Here is a 22,385-nt window from a genome sequence, read left to right as displayed (position 1 = left end):
CGTTTCACGTCGAATGCGACCTGAACTGGAGAATAACCCATAGAGAGCAGCCTTCGAACCGGCTTTCGATCTTAGACACATTCCGACTCGCTCGGAACTGATGCTGTGTCGCGCAAGGTGCCTAATGGCAGCGGAACGAGACAACGACGGCTCTTTACAGACGTACATTCGTAATCCACTGTGGGGTTGAGTAGAGAACAGAGCCGACCAAACATCGTTGGCTGACTGGAAACAACTCCCTCGAGAGACCAGTGTTTGCACATTCTGTTCTACCGGAGTGATGTCGGGTGCCGGACCAAGCGGTAGGTCCACTGACGGGGTACTACACCAAGATATTAAAACTTATACAAATTTATTATACGTCCTGATATGTCAATATACACACTTCTGCGAAGTGCATGTCGATCAAACGTAATATGGGGAAGAAAACTATAATGTCTCACATTCGGGCGTATAATGTGGGGTTATTGCATTATCTGTGGTCCCTTTGGCCCAATTATCTTGTATATTACTATCAAACACGCTCCCGCAGCCAGTACAGGCTTCTTACGGAGAAGTAACGGCATTCGGGGCCTGAAACACGAGCACGTACTGAAGGCGATTTGGAACCATCTCGAGAAGCCGCGTACACAGCGTGACCGTTGTATAAGAATATAAACGCTTCTAACTCTATTAAAAACTCTATAAAAGTTTAATAGTATATCGGCATCCCGGCGACTCGGGCGACGATCTGACACTGAAAACGAGGGCGACGAACGAATCGACGGCCGAGGGACGTTGGCGAGAGCCATCACGGACAGACCAGCTAGCGGACGAAAGATTTAGTTCCGTCCGCTCGTAGTATCAGGTATGGATAAAGGACAGAACACTGGCGGACTGATGTCCAGTGCCGGACTCGTTCGGTACTTCGACGCAGAGGACTCGAACGCGATCCAGATCGATCCGAAGACGGTCATCGCGACCGGCGTGATGATCGGTGTGCTGATCCAGTTGCTGACGTTCGTCGCGTAATCGACTGGCCCGGCTTCTCACATGACGTTCGAGGCCGCCCAGTGACATCTCGACGATTCTACACTGTCGACCGAGAGATAGCATCGGTCACACCGCCTATAAACAATCGGTGCGTATCGGACGTATGAACGACGATACCGGGCTTCTACCGGACTCGAGCCGGATCGGTCGGACGGCACTGACCGTCGGCAACGAGTCGGCGGTGATCGACTTCTATCGGGATATTGTCGGACTCGAACAACTGACGCGAGAGGCGTCGACGACGTCGCTCGGCGTCGACGGCAGGTCGCTGCTCGAGGTTCGCCACGATCCGGCGGCACGTCCTCGCCCCGAGGACGCGACCGGACTCTTCCACAACGCGTTCAAGGTACCCAGTCGTACGGCGCTGGGGGATGCGCTCGCGCGGATTCGGAGCGGCTGGGAGCTGACCGGGGCGTCCGACCACGGCGTCAGCGAGGCGCTCTACTGTACCGATCCGGAGGGAAACGGGGTCGAAATCTACCGGGACCGAGCGCGGGAGGACTGGCCGCGAGACGACGACGGGAGCCTCAAGATCGGCTCGTGGCCGCTCGACCTCGCCGACCTCGCGGCCGCGGCGAGCGACGAGTCGGTATCGACTGCTCCCGCGGAGACCTCGCTCGGACACGTCCACCTCGAGGTATCGTCGCTCGAGGACGCCCGCGAGTTCTACGTGGATACCCTGGGGTTCGACGTGATGGATACGGTACCGTCGGCACTGTTTCTCGCCGCAGGTGGCTACCACCACCACCTGGGCCTGAACACCTGGAACCGCCGGTCGGCCCCGCAGACGGCGGCCCACCGTGGACTCGCGTGGTTCGAACTCGTCGTGCCCTCGAGGGACGCCCTCGAGACGGTCCGTCGACGACTCGAGGACCGCGGCGTTTCCGTCACCGACCGCGACGAGGGCTTCGAGATCGCTGACCCCGATGGGATCACCATTCGCCTCGTCGCCGAATCGTAGCCGGTGACGCGACCTTTTTGACGGCCCCCTCCATAGGGCGGAGCATGTCACTGATCGCTGGGGTCGTCGCCGTTCAGGGCGACGTCGAAGAGCACGCGGCCGCCATCGAACGCGCGGCGCAGGCCCACAACCGAGAGGTTACCGTCCGCGAGATCCGCGACTCGGGAGTCGTCCCCGACTGCGACCTGCTCGCGATGCCGGGCGGCGAGTCGACGACCATCTCCCGACTGCTCCACAGCGAGGGGATCGCCCCCGAGATTCGAGATCACGTCGCCGCCGGCAAACCGCTGCTCGCGACGTGTGCGGGCCTAATCGTCGCCTCGAGCGACGCGGGGGACGACCGGGTCGACGAACTCGGACTGATCGACGTGAGCGTCGAGCGCAACGCCTTCGGCCGTCAGCGAGACAGCTTCGAGGCCCCGCTCGCGGTCGACGGGCTGGCCGACGACGAGCCGTATCCGGCGGTGTTCATCCGCGCACCGGCTATCGACGACGTCGGCGACGGGAACGCCGAAGTACTCGCCGCGTGGGACGGACGGCCGGTCGCCGTCAAGCAAGGATCGGTCGTCGGAACCGCGTTCCACCCCGAACTGACTCCCGACAGTCGGATCCACGGGCTCGCCTTCTTCGAGAACGCCGACGCGGCGGTTCCGCGCGTCGAGCGCGGGCGGTAGGGCGGGTCGACCGCGAACAGTCGGACTGAAGCGACGATGGATCAAGACTTTATTTCCCGGCACTACGTTGAGTGCACCAGCAATGGCGAGCGAACCCGACGCGGTAGATCACGAGATACGCCCCGACGACGATACCGTCCACAGCATGTGGGACAACAGTCTGGAGCCGGTACGGACGATCGAATCCGGCGATGTTGTCCAGTTTACGTGCAGAGACTCGACCGACGGACAGCTCGGTCCCGACTCGACGGTCGCCGACCTCGCCGACCTCGACGTCAGCCGCGTCCACGCGCTGACCGGGCCGGTCGCGGTCGAGGGTGCCCAGCCGGGCGACGTCCTCGAGGTCGAACTGCTCGACCTCGAACACGAGGGCTGGGGCCACTCGGTGATCCTTCCGGGCGAAGCGGAGCTCGGACTCCTGTCGGACGAGTTCCCCGAACCGGACCTCCACGTCTGGGATCTCGAGGACGGCGTCGCACAGTTCGTCGACGGAATCGAGGTCCCGTTGGATCCGTTCCCCGGTGTCGTCGGCGTCGCCCCCGACGAGGACGGGAGCCACGAGACGTTCCCGCCGCGGTCGGTCGGCGGGAACATGGACATCAAACAGCTGACGGCGGGGTCGACGGTTTACCTCCCCGTCGCGGTCGACAACGCGCTGTTCAGCATCGGCGACTGCCACGCCGCTCAGGGCGACGGCGAGGTCTGTGGGACCGGTATCGAGGCGCCGATGACCGTTACCTGCCGGTTCGACCTGCGGTCGGATCTATCCATCGAGCAACCGCAGTTCGAAACTACGGGCCCGTTCACCCCGACCGGTCGAGACGAGCGGATGTACGGAACGACGGGGATCGGCGACGACCTGATGGAGGCGAGCAGAGCGGCCGTTCGATCCATGATCGACCATCTCCAAGAGGAACGCGGACTCGACCGGAACGAGGCCTACATCCTGTGTTCGGCGGCCGTCGACCTGAAGATCAACGAAGCGGTCAACGCCCCGAACTGGGTCGTCTCCGCGTACCTCCCGCAGAGTATCTTCCCAGAGGAGTAGCGGTCGACGATAGGGAGCGGCGGCCCCGTTCGACGGTCCGTCGAACCCAGCCAAGACGGCGCGGCCAACTCCGTCCGGCTAGCGTACCAGTGGTACGCATTTACCCGTCGACACCGTAGTAGTGGTATGACCCGGTACCGATCCGTCGGGGCGTCGATCGATCGCCGCGGTGTACTCGGACGACGATCGGCACCCGGCTACCGACGCGATGGATGGTACGACGAGCAATGCGACCGCCTCGAGGTGAGCCGACGGAGTGTCGAGCGGGTGATAACACAATGACGGATTCGCCGACGGAGACCGTTCACGACGACGACTCAGCTGACGGTGGTGAATCCGCGTTCCGAGATACGCCCTCCGAGGACCTCGCGGAGCGAGTATTCGATTCGAGCCCAATTAGCACCATCGTGATCGACTCGGTGGGAACTATCGTCTTCGCAAACGAGCGGGCCTCTGAGACGCTCGCCCTCTCGAACGAACGGCTCACCGGCCGCCCGTACGATCCGTCCGAGTGGAATATCTACGACGACGATGGAGCGCCGATCACCGTGGACGACCACCCCGTCACGCGTACCTTCGAGTCGGGTGAACCGGTGTACGGATTCGAACACTGGATCGAGCTCTCGGACGGCTCCGAGCGATGGTTCTCGAGCAGCACGTCACCCGTCCTGGACGACGAGGGGGAAGTCGAGTACGTCGTCGTCGCGTTCGAGGACGTGACGGCGTTGAAACGCCGCGAGAAGCGGTTAACCAGCGATCACGTCAGACAGCTCGAGTTTCGCGCGGCGCAGGCGGCAGTGCCCCCCTCCCTCCGTATCGACGGCGGCGAAACGCGGATCGAAATCGATTCCATCGTTTCGCTACCGGACGGGACCACCGTCCAGTATATGGGAACGTCGGACCTCTCTGCAAGCAACTTCGTTACCGCCGTCGAAGAGGTCCCCCACTATCTCGACGCGCGGCTGCTCAGTTCGATTGACGGCTACAGTCGCATCGAAGCTCACGCTGAATCGACGACGGTCTCCCACGTCTTCCAGTCCCTTGGCGGTCAGGCCCGCACGATCATCGTCAGTCCGGACGAGGTCCGGTTCCGCGGCGAACTTCCCGGTGACGTCGATCCCCGTCTGGCCGCGGACGGCATTCGGGAGTTCCATCCCGAGGTCGAACTGGTGTCCGAAAAGCTCGTCTACTCGCCGCATCTCCTCTACGACGTCGTCGCCGATGCGCTCACCGATCGACAGTTAGCCGCGCTCGACGCCGCCTACTTCGGCGGCTACTTCGATTCGCCGCGAGCCAGTACCGGCGACGAGCTCGCGAATCGGTTCGGCGTCACGCGACAGACCTTCAACCAACACCTTCGCAAGGCACAGCGGACCGTCTTCCGTCACCTCTTCGAGAAGTCCGGCGCGGACGCACGCTGACTGGTCAGCACCTCCTCTTAGGCTGATGTCCGTTTTAGTAGCGATAATGAACGAGAACACGGGTCACACCGATTCCACCCAGTTCCAACCGATCGGTGACGACAGTACCGGCTACGATCCCACGACGGGAACGTTCCACAGGGAGTTCGATATCGATTCCGAGACGGTACTCGGCGCAGTCGTCGAAACCGTGGGTGCGGTTACGAACCGCGATCCGACCGCTATGACTGCGCTGTACGAGACGGTCGACCCCGAAGCGCTCGGGACCCTCCTGCGATCGACTCGAGACCGCCCCATCGATATCACCTTCGCCTACGAGCGCTGTCAAGTGACCGTATCGAACGACGGACGCGTCGTCGTCGAACCGCCGACGAACTGAACCGATCGTCTCGACGGCGACGATACAGCTGCATGCATTCGCGACCGGACATGTTTTCTCGCTCGCTCGCAAGGGTATCGGTATGCAGGCATCCATCGACGCGGTTCGTGTCGCGGGGACTCCACAGGGACCGGTGCCAGTGGTCGTCCTCGAGGTCGACGGCGAAGACGACGTCGTTCCGATCTTCATCGGCTTCAACGAGGCGACGAGCATCGCTCGCGGCCTCGAGGCCGAGGATATCGGCCGTCCACTCACACACGACCTCCTGCTCGACGTCATGGAAGAGCTGGGGAGCCGGATCGACCGCGTCGTCGTCAGCGAGATCAAAGCGCGCGAGGACGGGCAGGGCGGCACCTACATCGCCGATCTCCACCTCGAGACGGCGCGGGGCGAAACCGTCGTCGACGCCCGACCGAGCGATTCGCTCGCGCTCGCAGCCCGGACGAACGCTCCCATCGAGATCACCGACGCCGTCTTCGAGGACGGCCGAGACGATAGCCAAAAGTTCGAGCAGCTAGAAGACATCCGCAGCATGTCGGGTGAGATGTAGATGGACCAGACGCTCGAAGCGCTGTTCGCCGTGATCGAGGACCGAAAGGAGACGCTACCGGAGGAGTCCTACACCGCCTCGCTGTTCACACACGAGAAAGGCGAGAACGCGGTGCTCGAGAAACTCGGCGAGGAGACGACCGAACTGGTGTTGGCAGCCAAAGACGACGATCACGACGAGATCGCCTACGAGGCCGCCGACATCGTCTACCACCTGCTCGTGTTGCTCTCGATGAAGGAAATGGAGCTGGAGGATCTCGAGGCGGAACTCGAGGCGCGGCGCTGAAGCGGACGACTCGAGCAGGCGTTCGATGAAATGACGGCGCGACCGTGCGACGCTAACGCGGGAATTACGAATCGGACGACGATGACACGGAGCAACGCTGCTGTTTTTGGGAGCGATTGTCACGGAGTCGGCGTCGAGCGACGCACGTCTGCGGGCGCCGTCGGCGAGGCAACGCTCGCGGACGGGGGCGCCCCAATTCGAGGTTAGGACGTGAAACGGACGGCCAGAGCGAGATTGTCCGTGGAACGGTTTGTCCGATTTATGCGACTGTGTAGCACAGACACGGAAGGGCGAGTCACACGGTAATGGCGGGTCGATCCCGCCAAATCTGCGTACGCGCGGGAGCGTCACCGTGTGGTGGGGGAGGACCACACTCCATCGTCCAATCGACTCACGAGTGAGACACTATGAGCCAACCGAACGAGACGATACCCGACATTCAGAGCACCGGAATCGGGCGCCAATCGCGACGAACGATCCTTCGCGCCCTCGCAGCGACGGGGTCGGCGGCCGCACTCGGCGGCGTCGCGAGCGCACAGGACGAGGAAGATCCAGACGAGGAGGAGGCCGAAGCGGCCGACTTCGAGGACATCCCCGTCGCCGGCGAGTTCCCTGCGGGGGAGACCGTCGGCCTCCAACTGGTTGCGGAGAATTTGCCCGCGCCGACCGACTTCGATTACGTCGAGGTAGACGGCGATGTCTACCACGTCATCGTCACGCAGACGGGACAGGTGTTCGTCACCAACGTCGACGAGCAGCCGGAAGACGTCGATGAGGAACTCGAGGAAGAAGCAGTAGAAGACGAACCGATCGGAGAGGACGAAGTCGCCGAAGACGAACTCGACGAGGAAGACGTCGAAGGGGAGCCAGCTGAAGCCGACGAGGACGACCCTGTCGAACCCGAGGAGGGCAGTCTGATTCAGGAGGAAGACGACCCCGACGAGCCGGTCGAAGTCGACGACGAGGACGACGTCGACGACCCCGTCGAACCGGAGCCGGACGAGGAGGTCGAGGAAGACGCAGACGAGGAGGTCGAACCGGAGCCGGACGAGGAAGTGGCGGACGATCCGGACGAGCCACAGGAGTTCGTCTTCAACGGCGTCATCCCGGCCTGGTTCGGTATGGAACCGGAGGAAATCGACGGCGAAGAGAACCCGACGCTCGAGTTGACCGCGGGAGAGACCTACCAGTTCACCTGGGAAAACGGCGACGGCCAGCCACACAACGTCGTCATCCTCGACGCCAACGACGAGATCCTCGAGCGAACGGAGATCGTCCAGGAGGCGGGCGAAAGCCAGACCCTCGAGTTCGAAGCGACCGAGGAGATGGACCGGTACCTCTGTGAGGTCCACCCCGGGACGATGGTCGGCGCCGTTCAGGTCGAGCCGGCGGACGACGAGGAAGAAGAGGCAGTCGAGGACGCCGACTCGCTGACCCCCGCCGACATGGACCTCTTTCTCGACATCGAGGATCAGCTGGTCAGCCTCGGCATCGGCGAACTCGGCGGCTACGACGAGCGCGGCTTGCTGGGGCTCGCGTTCCACCCCGAGTTCGAGGAGAACCAACTGTTCTACGTCTACTACAGCGCGCCGGAACGCCACGGACTCGGCTACAACCACACCGCGGTCGTCGCGGAGTTCCAGGCCGAAGAGGACCTGACGGGCGTCGATCCGGACTCCGAGCGGACGATCATGGAGATCCCGCAGCCACAGGACAACCACAACGGCGGCCGCCTCGCCTTCGGCCCTGACGGCTACCTCTACGTCTCGCTCGGAGACGGCGGCAACGTCCACGACATCGGCGTCGGCCACGTCGAAGATTGGTACGACGAGAACGAGGGCGGCAACGGCCAAGATACGGAAGAGAATTTACACGGCGGGATCCACCGCATCGACGTCGATGAGGAGGACGACCAGGAGTACGGCGAGTACGGCATTCCGGAGGACAACCCGCTCGTCGACTCGGACGAAGACATCGACTCCTACTGGGCCTGGGGCTTCCGGAACCCCTGGGGGATGTCGATCGACGACGATGGGCAGGTGTTCGTCTCCGACGCCGGCCAGCACGCCATCGAATCCGTCTACGCCGTCGAAGAGGGCGGCAACTACAGCTGGAACGTCAAGGAGGGCTCGTTCTGCTTTAGCCCGGACTCGCCGCTCGAGGCGGCCGACGAGTGTCCCGACGAGGTCGACGGTGACGTCAGCGACGCTCGAGACGGCGAACCGCTCCTCGATCCGATCGCGGAGTACCAACACGCGCGGATCTCCGAGGCGTTCATCGACAGCTCGGTCGTGGTCGGCGGCCACCGCTACGCGGGCGAGGCGATCCCCGAACTCGAGGGCGACTTCGTCTTCGGCAACTGGAGCAGCCAGGGCGTCGCCGACGCGGACGGCGAGGTGTTAGTAGCGGTCGATCCGAACGGCGACGACGAAGACGACGAAGACGAGGAGGAGCTCGAGGACGACGACGCAGCGGAGACCGAGGAAGACAGCTGGATTCAGGACGAAGACGAGGAGGAGGACGAAGCGGAAGACGAACTCGATGAAGCGGAGGAGGAAGAACTGGAAGAAGAGGAAGAAGAGGAAGAAGAACTAGAAGACGAGGACGACGAGGACGACCTCGTCGAAGTCGACGAACGGTGGGAACTCGAGGAACTACAGTTCGAGGGCGCCGACGACGGGTCGCTCAACCGGTACGTCTACGGCGTCGAACGCGACGAGAACGGCGAACTGTACGTCCTCGCGAACACCGACTTCCGACCGGACCCCGAGACGGGCGAGATCTACCGAATCGTGCCGGCGGGAGAGGGCGACGAGATACCCGAACCCGAGGATCCGTTCGTCGTCGACGAAGAAGCGATGGACGAAGACGATCCCGAGGAGGAAACGCCGGACGACGTTGCAGAAGAGGACGAGGAGTTGCCCGAAGACGAGGACGACGAGACGCCCGAGGAAGAAGCGCCGGATGAACCCGAAGCGGACGAAGCGGTACCCGACGACGAAGCAGACCCAGAGCCACAGGAAGCCGACGACTGACCGCAACGGGTTCAGCGCGGTCGGTTTTCGAGTGCCCTCGAACACGCGGCCGGGCACGTGCGAACGATCACACACCGGAACGAGACGGCTCGCAGCGGCGACCATACACGCGAGTTCGCTCGCAGCAGCGAAGACCGCGTCGAGCTACAGGTGTTCGGAACCCGCTCGGATTGCACTCGAGACGACCGTCGACGGCTGCTGATATCGTCCGCTCGTTCCTGCTGGAGTCTCCGTCTGCGCTCCTTGCAGTCGCTCGTCACATCTTGATGTATCTCTTCGGTGCCGAACTGCGTGATGGCGCTCCAACAGCTCGAGCACGCGGACGACCACATGCAGGAGTGTATCGACAACTGCCTCGAGGCGGCCCAGGTCTGTGAGTGGTGTGCCGACGCCTGCGCGGAAGAGGGTGAAGGGATGGCCCGCTGCATCCGCCTCTGTCGGGACGTGGCGGATATCGCTTCACTACACGCGCGGTTCATGGCTCGCAACTCGGGCTACCACGAGGAACTGGGCGAACTCTGTGCGGACCTCTGTGAGGAGTGTGCTGAGGAGTGCGAACAGCACGATCACGACCACTGTCAGGCCTGCGCGGAGATTCTACCGAACTGTGCCGAGAGCTGTCGCGAAATGGCGTCGGCCTGAGCCGCAGTCTCCCCCACCGGTCGCAGTGCAGGTCGGTGGAGCGTCCAAACGTAGGAAGGGCGCGCACTCGAGACGATTTGGGACACCGTAGCGGCTCGAACCGTCGGCCATCGACGCTCGTTTCTCCGAGATCAGTACGTGTTCCGTCCGCCGCGACCGGGTCGGTCGGGACGGTCGGGGTTGAGTACACCACCGACCGCCCCCGCGATGGCGCTCTCGATCGCCATAATGAACGAGACGAGCACGGCGATCGCGAAGATCCCGAGGCCGGCGATCCCGGTAATCGCGCCACCGATAGGACCGCCCGCCCAGCCGGCGACGCCGACGACCAGAGCGATCAACAGACCCCCGACGATGCCGCCGAGGGCACCCGCGAGCAATCCGTGCCAGAAGCCGCGCCCGAGGCCGCCGCCGGCCATGTAGCCGGCGACGAAGCCACCGATCAGTCCCGCGGCGAGCTGGCCCAATCCGGGCAGGGCAAGCCCGAACAGTCCGAGCACGGTCGCGACGAGGAAGCCGACGAGAACTGCACGCCAATTCGTCATAGCCGAACGTACGCGAGCAGCGGGGATATACTGTTGGCCGGAGGTAGCTGGCGACATCGCGCCCTCATCGAAGGCCGACGATTTCGAACCTCGCACCGCCCTCTTCGCTCTCCTCGATCGAGAGATTCCAGCCGTGCGCGTCGATGACGTCCCGGATGATCTTGAAGCCGAATCTGACGTCAGCGCCGGAGCTGTCGCCCTTGAGCAACCGCTCTCGCTGCTCGGGGTCGATCCCGGGACCGTCGTCGGCGATGTAGATGCCACCGTCGATCGCGCCGACGCGAACGGAGACGTCCGACCCGCCGTGCTCGATCGCGTTTCGGAACACGTTCTCGAACAGCTGTTGGAGCCAGCCCAGATCGGCGGTGATCGTCCGATCGGACTCGACCCGTAGCGTCGCGTCGCGCGTCTTGATCGACGACCACGCCTCGCTGGCCAGCTGCTTGAGCGGGGCCGATTCGAACTCGCTGACTCCCTGGCCAGTTCGTGCGAGCGCGAGCAACCCGTCCATGATCGACAGCGCCCGTTCGACGCCTTCTTCGACGTCAGCGAGGTACTCCAGGTCGCCGGTCTCGCGCGTGAGGTCGGTGTACCCCTTCGCGACGGCGAGTGGATTCCGGAGGTCGTGTGCGAGGACGTTCGAGAACTCCTCTAACCGCTGGTTTTTCGTCTGAAGCTGTTGCTCCCTGTCGACCCGGTCGATCGTCCCCTGAATCATCGCCCCCAGGATCGTCGCGAACTCGATGTCGTGCTCGTCGAAGTTGCGGGGTTCGGTTGCGCTCGCGATCAGGACCCCGTGTTCGCCGAGCGGGACGATGATCTCGCTCTCGATCAGGGTTTCCAGATTCAACACCGCCGGGTCGGAACTGACGTCGCTCGAGGCGTACAGTTCGCCCGTGTCGAACACTCGCCAGGCGATCCCCGACCCGCGCGGGATCGCTATTTCGCCGTACAGCTCGCTCGCGTCGTCGGTCAACGTGAGCGGCCGGAGCACGTCTTCCGGCTCGTCGAGCGTCAGGATGCCGGTGATCGGCTGGTTCAGCACCGATTCCGCGACGGAGACGGCGACCGAGCCGACCGACTCCATCGTCTCGCACTCGAGCAGCCGCGGTCCGGCTTCGGCGAGTGCCTGCATGCTCTCTTCGCGTTCCTTGCGTTCGGTGATCTCGGTGGCGATCCCGTAGATCGCGTACGGATCACCGTCGGCGTCGAACAGCGGCGCTCGGACGTTGAAGAAGACCCGGCGCTTGCCCTTGATACGGAAATCTTCGACGTACTTGTTCGACTCTCCCCGCGAAAGTACCTCGTGATCCATCTCGTTGATCTGCTCGACGTTGACCGCCGGGTGGATATCTTCCGATCGCTTCCCGAGTATTTCGTCGCGGGACCGGTCGAATAGCTGCTCGAACGCCGGGTTGACGTAGAGATACCGCTGCTCGAGGTCCTTCATGTAGACGACCGCAGGCGTGTTGTCGAGGATGACCTGCAGCTGGTCGCGCGTGCTCCGTAGTTCCTCGGTCGTCTCTCGAATCTCCGTGATGTCTCGGGAGGTGATGACGAACTCACGGCCGTCGCCGTCCGACCCGATGGGGGTGTCGGTCGGGAGCGACTGGCCGACGGCCTCGAGCGAGATCCAGGAGCCGTCCGCGTGTCGGAACCGGAACACGGCGCGGCCGGCACGACTCGTTTCGGACGTGACGATGTCGAAAAACACCTCAGCAGCGCGGTTCGTGTCGTCCGGATGGATGTAGTCGAACGCGTACTCGCCGACGAGTTCGTCCTGCTCGTAGCCTAGAATGTCGCTGATCGACGGACTCTGATACTGGACGAAACCGTTCTCGTCGAGCACTGTAAAGAGATCCGATGCGTTCTCGATGAGACCGGAGAAGTGACTGGCCCGTTCCCGCGCGGTCGACAGCTCCGCCGCGCGCTCGACTGCTCGACGGAGGCGAGCGACGACGAGCGACGGCGACGAGACGAGTCGGTCCTCGTCCACCCAGTCGTCGACGGGACGCAACTCGGCTATCACGTCGTCCGCGAACTCGTCGCCGCGACTGCCGATCACGTGAACGAAGGGGACGGCCGGCCGCTCCGAGCGTATCCGCTCGATCGCTGTTACATCGACGCTGTCGTGACAGAGCACGCAGTCGACCGATTCCGTGTGGGTCCACTCGTCACCGTCAGACAGATCCACGACGGTGATCGTCACCTCACGGCGCTCTCGTTCGAGCGAGCGGATCCGCTCGCTCGCCTCGAGATCGCCGGAAACGAAACAACACACGTGCATGCATCAGCTAAACAGCCGAGCGGGATATAATCCTCGCGGCCGATTGCCGCCGGCACGTAACGAACGGCCTTTTATGATCGGGGGATCTAGTGCTGGGTATGATTTTCGAAGACCTTCCGACAACGCCCACGTCGGAAGAGCTGATCGACAAGGCGTTTTCGCGGGCATCCCGATCCGGGAAGGCCAAAGGCGGGCTCGAGGCCCAGCAGTCGATGCTTCAGGTAGCGGCGAACATCATCTCGGACAACTTGGAGAACGTGGTCACGGCGTGGCCGGACTTCGCGTACGAGGACGACGTCCACCCGTTCTACTACGAACTCGCCGACGCGATCGTCGACGTCGACAGGCTCCGTCAGAGCCTCTCGGAGGTGATGTGGGCCAGCCGGAAGGCCCGCGAGATCCACGAGGAGTACCAGCCGAAGCTCCGGAAGACGGACGTCGACACGGCCCGCAAACACCGCAAGCAGGCCTTCGCCCGCCTCGCGGACATCGTCGAACAGATCGACGACGAACTGATCTACATCAACAAGTCCCGGAACGACCTGCGGGACTTACCCGAGATCAACCCGGAGGAGCCGACGATCGTCGTCGCCGGCTACCCCAACGTCGGCAAGTCCTCGTTCGTCAACGACATCACCAACGCTCGCGGCGAGACGGCGTCGTACCCGTTTACGACCAGAGGGATCGGGCTCGGTCACTTCGAGCGCGATCACATCCGCTACCAGATCGTCGACACGCCCGGCCTGCTCGACCGACCGGCGGACGAACGCAACGAGATCGAGTCCCAGGCCGTCAGCGCCATCGAGCACCTCGCCGACTGCATGCTCGTGATGATCGATCCGAGCGCCGAGTGTGGCTACCCCCTCGGTTCCCAGCTCGAACTCCGCGACTCGATCGCGGCGCAGTTCGAGGACGTCCCCGTGCTCACGATCGCGAACAAAGCCGACCGGAAAGAGGTCTGGGACGACAGCCTGATCGACGAGATGGCGGCCGATTACAACATGAGCGTCGAGACCGGTGCGGACGTCGAGACGGTGGTCGAAGCGGCCGTCGCAGCGATCGATTACGAACCCAAACTACCGTTCGACGAGTGACGGTGTCATCGAACGCACGAACCGACAGCGATACCGGCGGGCGACCCGAACCGAGACAGCGATGAAGGGACCGGGGATCTTCTGGATGCTCCAGACCGCCGCCGGGCTCTCGATGGCCGGCCCGATGTTCGTCGTCGGCTTCGAGTTCGTCCGGAGCGGCCGGACCGCATACGGCATCGGCTTCTTCGCCCTCGGAGCGGTGGCGTTATACTTTCCGACGTATCTCATCAACCGCATCGGCGGGCCGAGAACGTGGATTCGACGACGGTTCGGCCGCGACGACTCGAGCGAGGACGACGACCGGAGCGATCGAGCCGAACACGAGTCCGACGCGGCGGCTGAGCCGACGGACGCGGCTGACGGAACCGAGCGAAACGCGACGCTGCTCGATCGATTTCGCCGATAACCTCGTCCCGAACTGATTCTGGAACCCGCTCGAGTCTCTGCGCTCGAGAGACCCGTGCCGGACCGAACGCCCAGTCTGACCCCACCGACGGAGCGGTCAGTTTCGGACCGAAGGGGCAGAGAGCCGCGCTTTCAGCGCTCGGTGATTCCGACGGACCTGATCTCGACGCCGACCGGGTCGTCGGCGTGCTGGTTGATTCGCTCGTGTAACGTGTCAGCTAGCTCCGAGGGGATCTCCCCCTGGGGTCCGCCGATCGTGAGGGTCACGCGCTCCGGGCCGACGAACGGATAGTTGTCGTCCATAATGACCTCGAACTCGAGGAGCTGGTACTCGGCGAACTCCTCCTCGGAGAGGACCGTCTCGACCTCGCCGCGGGCGTTCTCCTCGAAGGTCGCGACGGCGTAGGATGAGTAGGTGATGGCGGCGAGGAAGATCGCGAAGACGAGGACGATGCCGGCCAATCCGATCACCCGCCTGCGGACGCGCTTTTCGGTCTTCCCGAGCGTGAACAGGTTCTCCGGGCGGTAGCCGGCCCACCACAGCGTCAGCAGCCCGGCGAGGTTCACCGAGAGGACGTTGACCAGCACGAGCGCCGTGGAGCCGATCGCGGCCGACGGCTGACCCCACGCGATGGCGATGCCGGCCGCCGCGGCGGGCGGGATCAACGCGGCTGCGATCATCACACCGACGAGGGCGACGGAGGTCCCCGTCGCGATACTGATGATCCCTGCGACGCCGGCACCGAGGGCGATCGCGAGCGAGAGCAAGTCCGGCGCGAGTCGCTCGGAGATCTCGTCGACCCCGCTGATGTTGAGCCCCGGCGGCACGATGTTGGTAACCCTGACCATCCAGGCGAAGACCGCCGCTGCGCCGATCGCGAGGACGATACCGATGATCTGATAGTAGAGACTGCTCTTGAACAGCTCCTCGTCGTCGATCACCGAACCGACGCTCAGTCCGAGCGCCGGCCCGATCAGCGGCGCGATCACCATCGAACCGACGACGACGGCCGGGGAGTCGAGAAAGAGCCCGGCCGTCGCGACCACGGCACTGATGACCGTCATGATCGCGTAGACGGCAAACGTCGGCGTCAGCGAGTCCGCTTCGGCCTGGAGCTCCTGTCTCGAGATCCGGTCGCTCTCGACGTCGCCGTTCTCGTACTCCTCGCGTAAGGACTCGAAGCGGCGAGAGATGACCGTTTCCGCGTCGACGACGACCGTGTAGGCGTCGTCGTCGATGCCTGCGTCCTGTAGCTCGTCGAGAACGGGTTCGACCGCCGGTGCCGGGAGCGGGAAGTAGATCACCGCCGTATAGTCTCGATTGCTGTTCTCGTCAGTGAGGACGTAATCGATCTCCCGATCCTCGAGCGTATCGACGATCGTCTCTCGCTTGCCCGTCGGAACCGTCAGCTGTACGAGCCGCACATCTCTGGCTGAGAACCTCGGGGGACATAACTTGGGGCGCTTTCGGGCCCCAGTCGGTCGCTTTCGCGACGGAGCGCTGTCGGCATCCGACGTCGGTGATCGTCGGGCGGTACGCACCGGTAGTTGTTTGTATCAACGAAACGCAACTAGCTGTATGCATCGACGGCTCGCACCGTGGTTTGGTGGCCTCCTGCTGGCGCTGATCGCGGGCTTTCTCGCCGTTTTCGGGCGCGACGCCATCGCGGACCCCGGTATCGCCGTCCTGATCTCGGGGCTCGTCGCCGCGGCGATGCTGTCGATCGTCGGCGGTACCGTCGAGTCGATCACGATCGGCCCGCGGACGCTCCGGTGGAACGTCCTCCTCGGTGCCGCGGACGTCGTTCTCGCGGCCGTCGTCATCCTGTCGGGTCTTCGAGCCCTCGGCACCGGTGGAACCGACGCGGGACTCTTTGCCGTCGCAGCGAGTCTCGGCGGGCTGTCGCTCGCCTGGTTCGGTCTCCAGACCGCCCGGGACAGCCGCCACGTTGACCTCGAGCCCGCGCCGTCGCGGGCGAGAGTCGTCGCGATCGCCGGACTCGCGATCGCCGCGCTGGTGGGCGGCACGCGCATCGCGATGCTCGTGTGACGTCGGGTTGCCGACCGCCGCGGGACTCCATTCACGGAGTATAAACCCGAGACGCACCTACGACGCCCTATGTTCGATACCCGTCCCGCCCGCGAGGCCGAGGTCGTCCTCGTCGGTCGCTCCAACGTGGGCAAGTCGACGCTCATGCGCGAGTTGACCGGCCACAGCTTCGACACCGGCGGTAAACCCGGCGTCACCCGCGAGCCGAACCACTACGACTGGGCGCCCGAGGATTTCGTCATCACCGATCTGCCCGGTTTCGGCTTCATGAGCGGCGTTCACGAGGACTACCGCGAGGAGATCAAAACCGGAATCGTCCACTATCTCGAGGAGTACGCCGACAACGTCCTCGTCGCGGTGCTCGTCGTCGACGGCAAGAGCGTGATCGATATCATCGACCGCCACTCCGGCCCCGACGAGATCCCCTACGACGTCGAGATGTTCCACTTCCTGCGGGAACTGGACATTCCGACGGTGGTCGCCGTCAACAAGATGGACAAGGTCGACGACCGCGACGAACGACTGAACGAACTCTGCGACCGCCTCGGCTTGCTCCCGCCGTGGAAACAGTGGCGGGAGACCATCGCGCCGATCACCGCCAAGAACGGCCAGATCAGTTCGCTCGAGGAGGCTGTTCGCGACCACCTCCACGAGCAGAACCGGGACGATCTGTTCAAATTCTTCTAACCTGCAACGCGCGTTCGAGGACGCCACGCACCTCACATGGGTCGTCGGCCCGCGCTGTGTCCTCCCGGCCACCGGAATCGGTGTTCCGTCGACGCCACCCGAGAGCTCCACCGGTCCCGGCGCTCGAACAGTCAAGTGGGTCGAAGTCGTACAGTCGTCCGTGTTTATCGACCCCGGGAAACTCGAGATCCGCCTGCGCGACGAGTTCGGCGGGACGATGGGCCAGTCCCGCGTCGTCGTGCGGCAGGCCGTCGATCTCGCGGACTCCGGCCAGTACCAGGCCGACGTCGGCGCGACGCTGACGAACGATGTCGTCATCGAGGAGCTTTCGGACGCGCCCGACGGTCCCCCGACGGACCGGTGGAACTGGTGGATCGGCTCCCTCGAGATCGCCTACGGCGGCTACGGACAGTTCGGAATTCGTCGATATCAGAACCAGGAGTGAGCGTTCGATCTTGCTGTGTCGAGTGACATCTCCTTCGAACCGAAACATCTTTTCCCGCTCCTGACTGACTGGTTAGTCAGTGAGTGCAGACGACACGCGGGACGCGATCATGCTGGCGACCTACGAAGCACTCTGCGAGGAGGGCTACAGTGATCTCACCGCCCAGTCGATCGCCGACCGAACCGACCGCAGCAAATCCGCGCTCTTCTACCACTACGACTCGCGCGAGGCTCTCGTCGCGGATTTCATCGAGTACCTGATCGAGGGGTTCGACGCGCGGCTCGAGCGAACTCGCGAGCAGCCACCGCTCGAGCGACTCGCAGCGTTCGTCGACTGGTTTCTCGCCGATCCCGACGACGACGAACTGGCGTTTCATACGGCCTTCCTCGAACTCCGAGCGCAGGCGCCGTACAACGACGTCTACCGCGAGAAACTCCGCGAGAGCGACGATATCCTCCGGACCGCCGTCGAGGATATCCTCCGGGACGGGATCGACGCGGGCGTCTTTCGAGCGCACGATCCGGAGTCCGTCTCGGCGCTCTTGCTGGCCTCGTTCGACGGCGCGCGGATCCGCCAGTTCACGCTCGGGCGCGACGAGTACCTCGAGACGGTCAGAGCGGAGACCGTCGATCGCGTCCTCGCGGACGTTCTCGCGGCCGACATCGAGTTTCCTGACGAGGCGAGTTTCGAGTTCCCGCGTGACGATCGGCTCGTGGACGACGGGACCACGGACGCATCGGACGACGACGGGACCACGGACGCGGAGAGCGATACCGAGACCAGGGAGTCGAACGCGGAGGGTGATCCCACCGAATGAGCGAAGCGACAGACCGATCGGTGGACGTCACCGACGGCGAACTGTTCAAGCCGCTCATGGTGTTGTCGGCGCCGATCGTCGCCTCGCAGATCCTCAACGTCGGCTACAATCTGGCGGACACCTACTGGGTCGGTCGCCTCGGCGGAGACGCCATCGCGGCACTGTCGTACTCCTGGGCGGTCGTCTTCCTGATGATCAGCGTCGGCGGCGGCCTCACCGTCGCCGGGACAGTCCTCATCGCCCAGAACAAGGGGGCGGGAAAGATCGGCACGGCGAGCCATCTCGCCGGCCAGACGCTCTCGTTCGTGACGGTCGTCGCCCTGGCGTTCGCGGCCGTCGGCTACGTACTGACGCCGTGGCTCATGCAGATGGTCGGCGCCGCACCCGGCGGCGACGCTTACGCCTACGCTGTCAGCTACACCCGGATCATGTTCATCGGCATCGTGTTCATGTTCTGGTTTTTCATCTTCGACGCGCTCTCGAGAGGGTGGGGCGATACCAGAACGCCGCTCTATCTAATGGCCATCAGCGTCACGCTCAACGTGCTCATCGACCCGTTCCTGATCCTCGGCTTCGACGGGAACCCGCTGTTCGTCTGGATCGGAGCGACGAGTCTCGAGTCCACGCTCTACGCCGCCACCGGCTTCGACGGCTGGGGCGTCGACGGCGCCGCGGTCGCGACGATCTTCTCCCGCGGCATCGCGGCCGCGATCGGCCTCGCGCTGCTGTTCACGGGCCGCGTCGGGCTCCAGCCCTCGCTCTCGGATCTCTGGCTCGACCGTAAGACGGTCCGACAGATCCTCGACATCGGCGCGCCGATCGCGACCGAGCAGGGCTTTCGCGCGTTCGGTATCACCGTCCTGACGGCGATCATCGCGCTCGCGGGCACCGAAGCCGTCGCGGCCTACGGGATCGTCACGCGCCTCTCTTCGTTGCTGTTCATGCCCGCATTGGGGCTCGCCCGCGGCACCGAGACGGTCGTCGGCCAGAACCTCGGCGCCCAGCAGGTCGACCGCGCCAAGCAGGCGGTCACACTCAGTTCGATCGTCGTCGTCTCGGTGTTCGCGGTCGTCATCGCCGTTGCCTACCAGTTCGCCGAACCGATCGTCGCGATCTTCATCGAGGCGGGGACCGAGGACGCCGATCAGGTGATCGAGTACGCGAAGGCGTACGTCATCATCGCCGGCCCCTCCTACGTCTTCCTCGGCGTCTTCCAGATCCTGCTGGGCGGGCTCCGCGGCAGCGGCTCCACTCGAGCCGCGATGGTGCTCTCGGTACAGGAGCTGTGGCTCTGGCGCATCCCGATCGCAGCCGTTGCGCTTATCGTCCTCGACATGGGCGTTGTTGGCGTCTGGTACGCCGTCGCCATCTCGTACGTCCTGTCGACGATCACCACCGCGGCCTGGTTCCTCCGTGGAACCTGGACCGACGACGTCGTGACCGACGACTCGCCGACGCCCACACCCGGTGATTGACGTGACCGAACACGATTTCCACCCCAGCCGACGTATCGCCCGCTCGATCCCCGACAGCCCGGGCGGCGAACTCGCGCCGCGGATTCGCACGGTCGCCACCGAGTTCGTTCCGGCGCGGGACCGGTCGCTCCCCGCCGCGCTGTGTACCGTCGCCGGCGAAATCGGTGTCGAAGCCGCAAACGAGACCGATTCGACGAACGCGACCGCGTTCGCGGACGTTCTCGAGCCGGTCGTCACGACGGTCACGCTCCTCGAGGGCTACGTCTCGCTTCGGCTGACGCTGGTGGACGCCGCCGACGCTGTGACGGCCGCGAGATCGGCGACCGATCGCGACGACGCCATCCTCGCGAGCGACTTCCTCCACGCCGGCGCGTACGCGACGCTCGCCGAGACGCCGGTGTCCGACCGGCGGCGTCTCGAGCTGTATCGCCTCCTGCTCGAGGGGGCGACGACGCTCACCCAGCAGTGTCTGGCTCGCTCCGACGCGGACGAGCCCGTTGACCCGGACGAACGCGTCGATACGGACGAGGGCGCTGGTACGGACGAGACCGTGGACGGCCGCTTCGAGGCGGCAGCGACGCTCGCCGAAACTGCGGGGGCGATCGGTGCGGCGACCGTCGGTGCCTCGACCGAAACACGGACGGCGCTGCGCCAATATAGTCACGCGATGATGACCGCACTCGCGTCCCAGTCGTCGGCCACGTCCGACGACGACGATCCCCGGGCGAGCGCCGCTCGCGTGCTCTTCGACCCGACGTGCCAGCACGCGGTCGTGACCGACGAGGAACTCGCGTACGCGACGCCGGCGGTCGAGCGTTCCCTCGAGCGAGCGCGGACGGCACTCGAGGCGCTCGCCGACGACGCTGCCAGTACCGACGTCTCGTCACCGCTCGGTCGACTCGAGCGTGCGACGCGCGTTCCGTTCCACCGGGAGTGAGGACCGACCGATGAGCGAGCTCTCGAGACCGATCTGGCCTGCCTACCCCCTGTCGGCGTTCGTCGCGGGGCTCGGCCACTGCTATCTCGGCCAGTGGAAACGCGGGGCGATCTGGTTCGTCTGTTACGTCCTCGCACTCGCCTTCCTCTCCGCCCGGACGCTGTCGGGTGCGCTCGACTTCGGCGAGCCGTTCGTCGTGACGGCGCTGCAGTTCGAATCGGTCGCCTACACCGACGTGGCGGTCCCGCTCGCCGTGTTGGTGATCTGCCTGCTCGACGTCTACCTCATCGGACTCACGAGACGGGCGGCCGCGAAGACGACCCCATCGCCGGCGTCGAACGGCTCCTGAGACGGGCCTTGGGGATCCGTCCCGATAGCCGACCCGTTGCTACAGCTTTTTCACCGTGTGAGACGAACGACAGGTATGGCTCGTCTCGGACCACTCCTGCTCAAAGGGGCTGGAGCCCTCCTCCTCGCGTTCATCGTGCTCAGCGTGATCGCGGCCGTCGTCAGTATCGTCCTCTCGATCGTCGCGACCGTCGTCGCAGCCGCCGTGACGCTCGCGATTCTGGCCGTCGTCGTGCTGGCGGTCGTCGGTCTCGCCTCGCTGTTCCGCGACGACGAGGCGACCGTCGACGCGGCGTATCGCAACGAGCGTCCGAATCGGTCGACCGAAAAAGAGGCGCCGGCGGACCGACTTCGTTCTCAGTACGTCGACGGGAAACTCAGCGAAGACGAGTTCGAGCGCGAACTGGATCGACTGCTCGAGGACGATCCCGGCCGTGCAGACGGGTTCGGCCGCGAACGCTCGAGCGCTCGCGAGTCGACCGATCGAACGCGACTCCGGGATCGCTAAGTGGGTCGACAGCCGTCTGCAACGATCTGTACCGTCGAAACGCTCGTTTCGAGCGGCCACATCCGTGAAACGGTTGGTCGCCGTACTCACGAGCGGCGTGAAAGCGTCCGAGCGCTACAGGTCGGGTGGTGAGCGGATAACGCTGAGCCAGAAGAACTCGAACGAGCGCACGAGTGAGATAAAGTCGTCAGGATCGACCGGCTTCGTGAGATAGGCGTTGGCTTCGAACTCGGACGTTTGGATGAGTTCTTCGCCGGCGTCGGAGCCCGTTAACACGATGATGGGAATCCGGCGCAACGCCGCATCGTCTTTCATCGCCCGGAGGACTTCGTCGCCAGTCGCTCGGGGGAGGTGCCAATCCAGCAGGACGATGTCCGGTCGGGGAGCGTCCGTGAACTCGCCGCGCTGAGTGACGAACTCGAGCGCCTCCCGGTGGTCGGTGGCGACGTGGAGTCTATTCACGATGTGTGCATCCGAGAACAGCTCTTGTACGAGCCGAGCGTCTCCGGGGTTGTCTTCGACCAACAGAATCTCCACCTCCTGACCGGGAGCGGAGGATCGGCAATCCATTAACCAATGTATGTTGGTAGGGTGTTTAAGTATCTCGGTTGTGGAACCGCTCGGTTTGCAACACAAACGGGCAGTACCCACTGTAGAGACCTTCCCCACACTACTCTTGATACCTGTCACAGAATAACACGATCGGGAGCAGCCCCCGATCCGTCGACGCCGGTCACGGAGCCGCCGCGACCGAACGTCG

24 protein-coding genes are annotated in these 22,385 nt (G+C 64.2%); 20 read left to right on the top strand and 4 right to left on the bottom strand.

Annotated elements, in window-relative coordinates; genetic code table 11:
• Positions 1-849: 849 nt before the first annotated feature.
• The 10 genes from ACSFDB_RS10350 (at position 850) to ACSFDB_RS10305 (ending at position 10,027) form a co-directional block, all read left to right on the top strand.
• Complete coding sequence (locus tag ACSFDB_RS10350; RefSeq protein WP_006089640.1) at positions 850-1,011, top strand: preprotein translocase subunit Sec61beta; 162 nt, start codon at positions 850-852, stop codon at positions 1,009-1,011.
• 124 nt (positions 1,012-1,135) lie between these two features.
• Positions 1,136-1,993: a VOC family protein gene (locus ACSFDB_RS10345; RefSeq protein ID WP_440770909.1), complete on the top strand. Its 858-nt coding sequence runs from the start codon at positions 1,136-1,138 to the stop codon at positions 1,991-1,993.
• A gap of 44 nt (positions 1,994-2,037) precedes the next feature.
• Positions 2,038-2,667: a pyridoxal 5'-phosphate synthase glutaminase subunit PdxT gene (gene pdxT, locus ACSFDB_RS10340; RefSeq protein ID WP_440770908.1), complete on the top strand. Its 630-nt coding sequence runs from the start codon at positions 2,038-2,040 to the stop codon at positions 2,665-2,667.
• A gap of 82 nt (positions 2,668-2,749) precedes the next feature.
• On the top strand, positions 2,750-3,715 hold the full coding sequence (locus ACSFDB_RS10335; protein WP_440770907.1) for an acetamidase/formamidase family protein: 966 nt from the start codon (positions 2,750-2,752) through the stop codon (positions 3,713-3,715).
• 278 nt (positions 3,716-3,993) lie between these two features.
• Entirely contained in the window at positions 3,994-5,136 is a 1,143-nt protein-coding gene (locus ACSFDB_RS10330; protein ID WP_440770906.1) for a bacterio-opsin activator domain-containing protein, read from the top strand.
• 46 nt (positions 5,137-5,182) lie between these two features.
• Positions 5,183-5,515 (top strand): HalOD1 output domain-containing protein, encoded by a 333-nt coding sequence (locus tag ACSFDB_RS10325; RefSeq protein ID WP_440770905.1) that lies wholly within the window; start codon positions 5,183-5,185, stop codon positions 5,513-5,515.
• Positions 5,516-5,597: 82 nt separating this feature from the next.
• On the top strand, positions 5,598-6,065 hold the full coding sequence (locus ACSFDB_RS10320) for a bifunctional nuclease family protein (protein WP_090310958.1): 468 nt from the start codon (positions 5,598-5,600) through the stop codon (positions 6,063-6,065).
• The gene (gene hisE / locus ACSFDB_RS10315; RefSeq protein WP_090310956.1) at positions 6,066-6,350 is read left to right on the top strand and encodes a phosphoribosyl-ATP diphosphatase; all 285 of its coding nucleotides are present in this window, start codon (positions 6,066-6,068) and stop codon (positions 6,348-6,350) included.
• 407 nt (positions 6,351-6,757) lie between these two features.
• Positions 6,758-9,385, top strand: a complete 2,628-nt coding sequence (locus ACSFDB_RS10310) for a PQQ-dependent sugar dehydrogenase (RefSeq protein WP_440770904.1) — start codon at positions 6,758-6,760, stop codon at positions 9,383-9,385.
• A gap of 294 nt (positions 9,386-9,679) precedes the next feature.
• A complete protein-coding gene (locus tag ACSFDB_RS10305; RefSeq protein WP_440770903.1) occupies positions 9,680-10,027 on the top strand; it encodes a four-helix bundle copper-binding protein in 348 nt (115 codons plus the stop codon).
• 131 nt (positions 10,028-10,158) lie between these two features.
• Here the strand turns inward: ACSFDB_RS10305 and ACSFDB_RS10300 are convergent, their stop codons facing one another.
• Positions 10,159-10,572 carry a DUF5518 domain-containing protein gene (locus ACSFDB_RS10300; RefSeq protein WP_440770902.1) on the bottom strand — a complete coding sequence of 138 codons (414 nt, stop codon included), beginning with the start codon at positions 10,570-10,572 and terminating at the stop codon, positions 10,159-10,161.
• A gap of 64 nt (positions 10,573-10,636) precedes the next feature.
• Complete coding sequence (locus ACSFDB_RS10295; protein WP_440770901.1) at positions 10,637-12,859, bottom strand: PAS domain-containing sensor histidine kinase; 2,223 nt, start codon at positions 12,857-12,859, stop codon at positions 10,637-10,639.
• A gap of 98 nt (positions 12,860-12,957) precedes the next feature.
• On the opposite strand from ACSFDB_RS10295, the gene ACSFDB_RS10290 reads away from it, so the two are divergent.
• Together ACSFDB_RS10290 and ACSFDB_RS10285 are read left to right on the top strand one after the other, a co-directional pair.
• Positions 12,958-13,953, top strand: coding sequence for an NOG1 family protein (locus ACSFDB_RS10290; protein WP_440770900.1), 996 nt, complete (start codon positions 12,958-12,960; stop codon positions 13,951-13,953).
• 61 nt (positions 13,954-14,014) lie between these two features.
• Complete coding sequence (locus ACSFDB_RS10285) at positions 14,015-14,359, top strand: hypothetical protein (RefSeq protein WP_440770899.1); 345 nt, start codon at positions 14,015-14,017, stop codon at positions 14,357-14,359.
• Between the two features lie 131 nt (positions 14,360-14,490).
• Here the strand turns inward: ACSFDB_RS10285 and ACSFDB_RS10280 are convergent, their stop codons facing one another.
• On the bottom strand, positions 14,491-15,783 hold the full coding sequence (locus ACSFDB_RS10280) for a TIGR00341 family protein (RefSeq protein WP_440770898.1): 1,293 nt from the start codon (positions 15,781-15,783) through the stop codon (positions 14,491-14,493).
• Positions 15,784-15,937: 154 nt separating this feature from the next.
• Between ACSFDB_RS10280 and ACSFDB_RS10275 the strand changes: the two genes are divergently transcribed.
• From ACSFDB_RS10275 to ACSFDB_RS10240, 8 genes are all read left to right on the top strand, one after another.
• A complete protein-coding gene (locus ACSFDB_RS10275; RefSeq protein ID WP_440770897.1) occupies positions 15,938-16,408 on the top strand; it encodes a DUF7994 family protein in 471 nt (156 codons plus the stop codon).
• Positions 16,409-16,477: 69 nt separating this feature from the next.
• Positions 16,478-17,095, top strand: coding sequence for a GTP-binding protein EngB (gene engB, locus ACSFDB_RS10270; RefSeq protein WP_440770896.1), 618 nt, complete (start codon positions 16,478-16,480; stop codon positions 17,093-17,095).
• A gap of 160 nt (positions 17,096-17,255) precedes the next feature.
• Positions 17,256-17,540, top strand: coding sequence for a WNWW family protein (locus ACSFDB_RS10265; protein WP_440770895.1), 285 nt, complete (start codon positions 17,256-17,258; stop codon positions 17,538-17,540).
• 109 nt (positions 17,541-17,649) lie between these two features.
• Entirely contained in the window at positions 17,650-18,357 is a 708-nt protein-coding gene (locus tag ACSFDB_RS10260; protein ID WP_440771103.1) for a TetR/AcrR family transcriptional regulator, read from the top strand.
• Positions 18,354-19,832, top strand: coding sequence for an MATE family efflux transporter (locus ACSFDB_RS10255; RefSeq protein ID WP_440770894.1), 1,479 nt, complete (start codon positions 18,354-18,356; stop codon positions 19,830-19,832). The genes ACSFDB_RS10260 and ACSFDB_RS10255 overlap by 4 nt, the downstream gene beginning before the upstream one ends.
• 1 nt (position 19,833) lies before the next feature.
• On the top strand, positions 19,834-20,769 hold the full coding sequence (locus ACSFDB_RS10250) for a hypothetical protein (RefSeq protein WP_440770893.1): 936 nt from the start codon (positions 19,834-19,836) through the stop codon (positions 20,767-20,769).
• A 10-nt stretch (positions 20,770-20,779) separates the two neighbouring features.
• Entirely contained in the window at positions 20,780-21,118 is a 339-nt protein-coding gene (locus tag ACSFDB_RS10245) for a hypothetical protein (protein WP_440770892.1), read from the top strand.
• 75 nt (positions 21,119-21,193) lie between these two features.
• Entirely contained in the window at positions 21,194-21,625 is a 432-nt protein-coding gene (locus ACSFDB_RS10240; protein ID WP_440770891.1) for an SHOCT domain-containing protein, read from the top strand.
• 114 nt (positions 21,626-21,739) lie between these two features.
• Here the strand turns inward: ACSFDB_RS10240 and ACSFDB_RS10235 are convergent, their stop codons facing one another.
• A complete protein-coding gene (locus ACSFDB_RS10235) occupies positions 21,740-22,195 on the bottom strand; it encodes a response regulator (RefSeq protein WP_440770890.1) in 456 nt (151 codons plus the stop codon).
• Positions 22,196-22,385 lie beyond the last annotated feature (190 nt).

This window comes from Natronorubrum amylolyticum (assembly GCF_052040145.1).
Taxonomy (GTDB): domain Archaea; phylum Halobacteriota; class Halobacteria; order Halobacteriales; family Natrialbaceae; genus Natronorubrum.
Note: the sequence above shows the minus strand (reverse complement) of the source record. Positions and strands in the feature narration are given on the sequence as shown.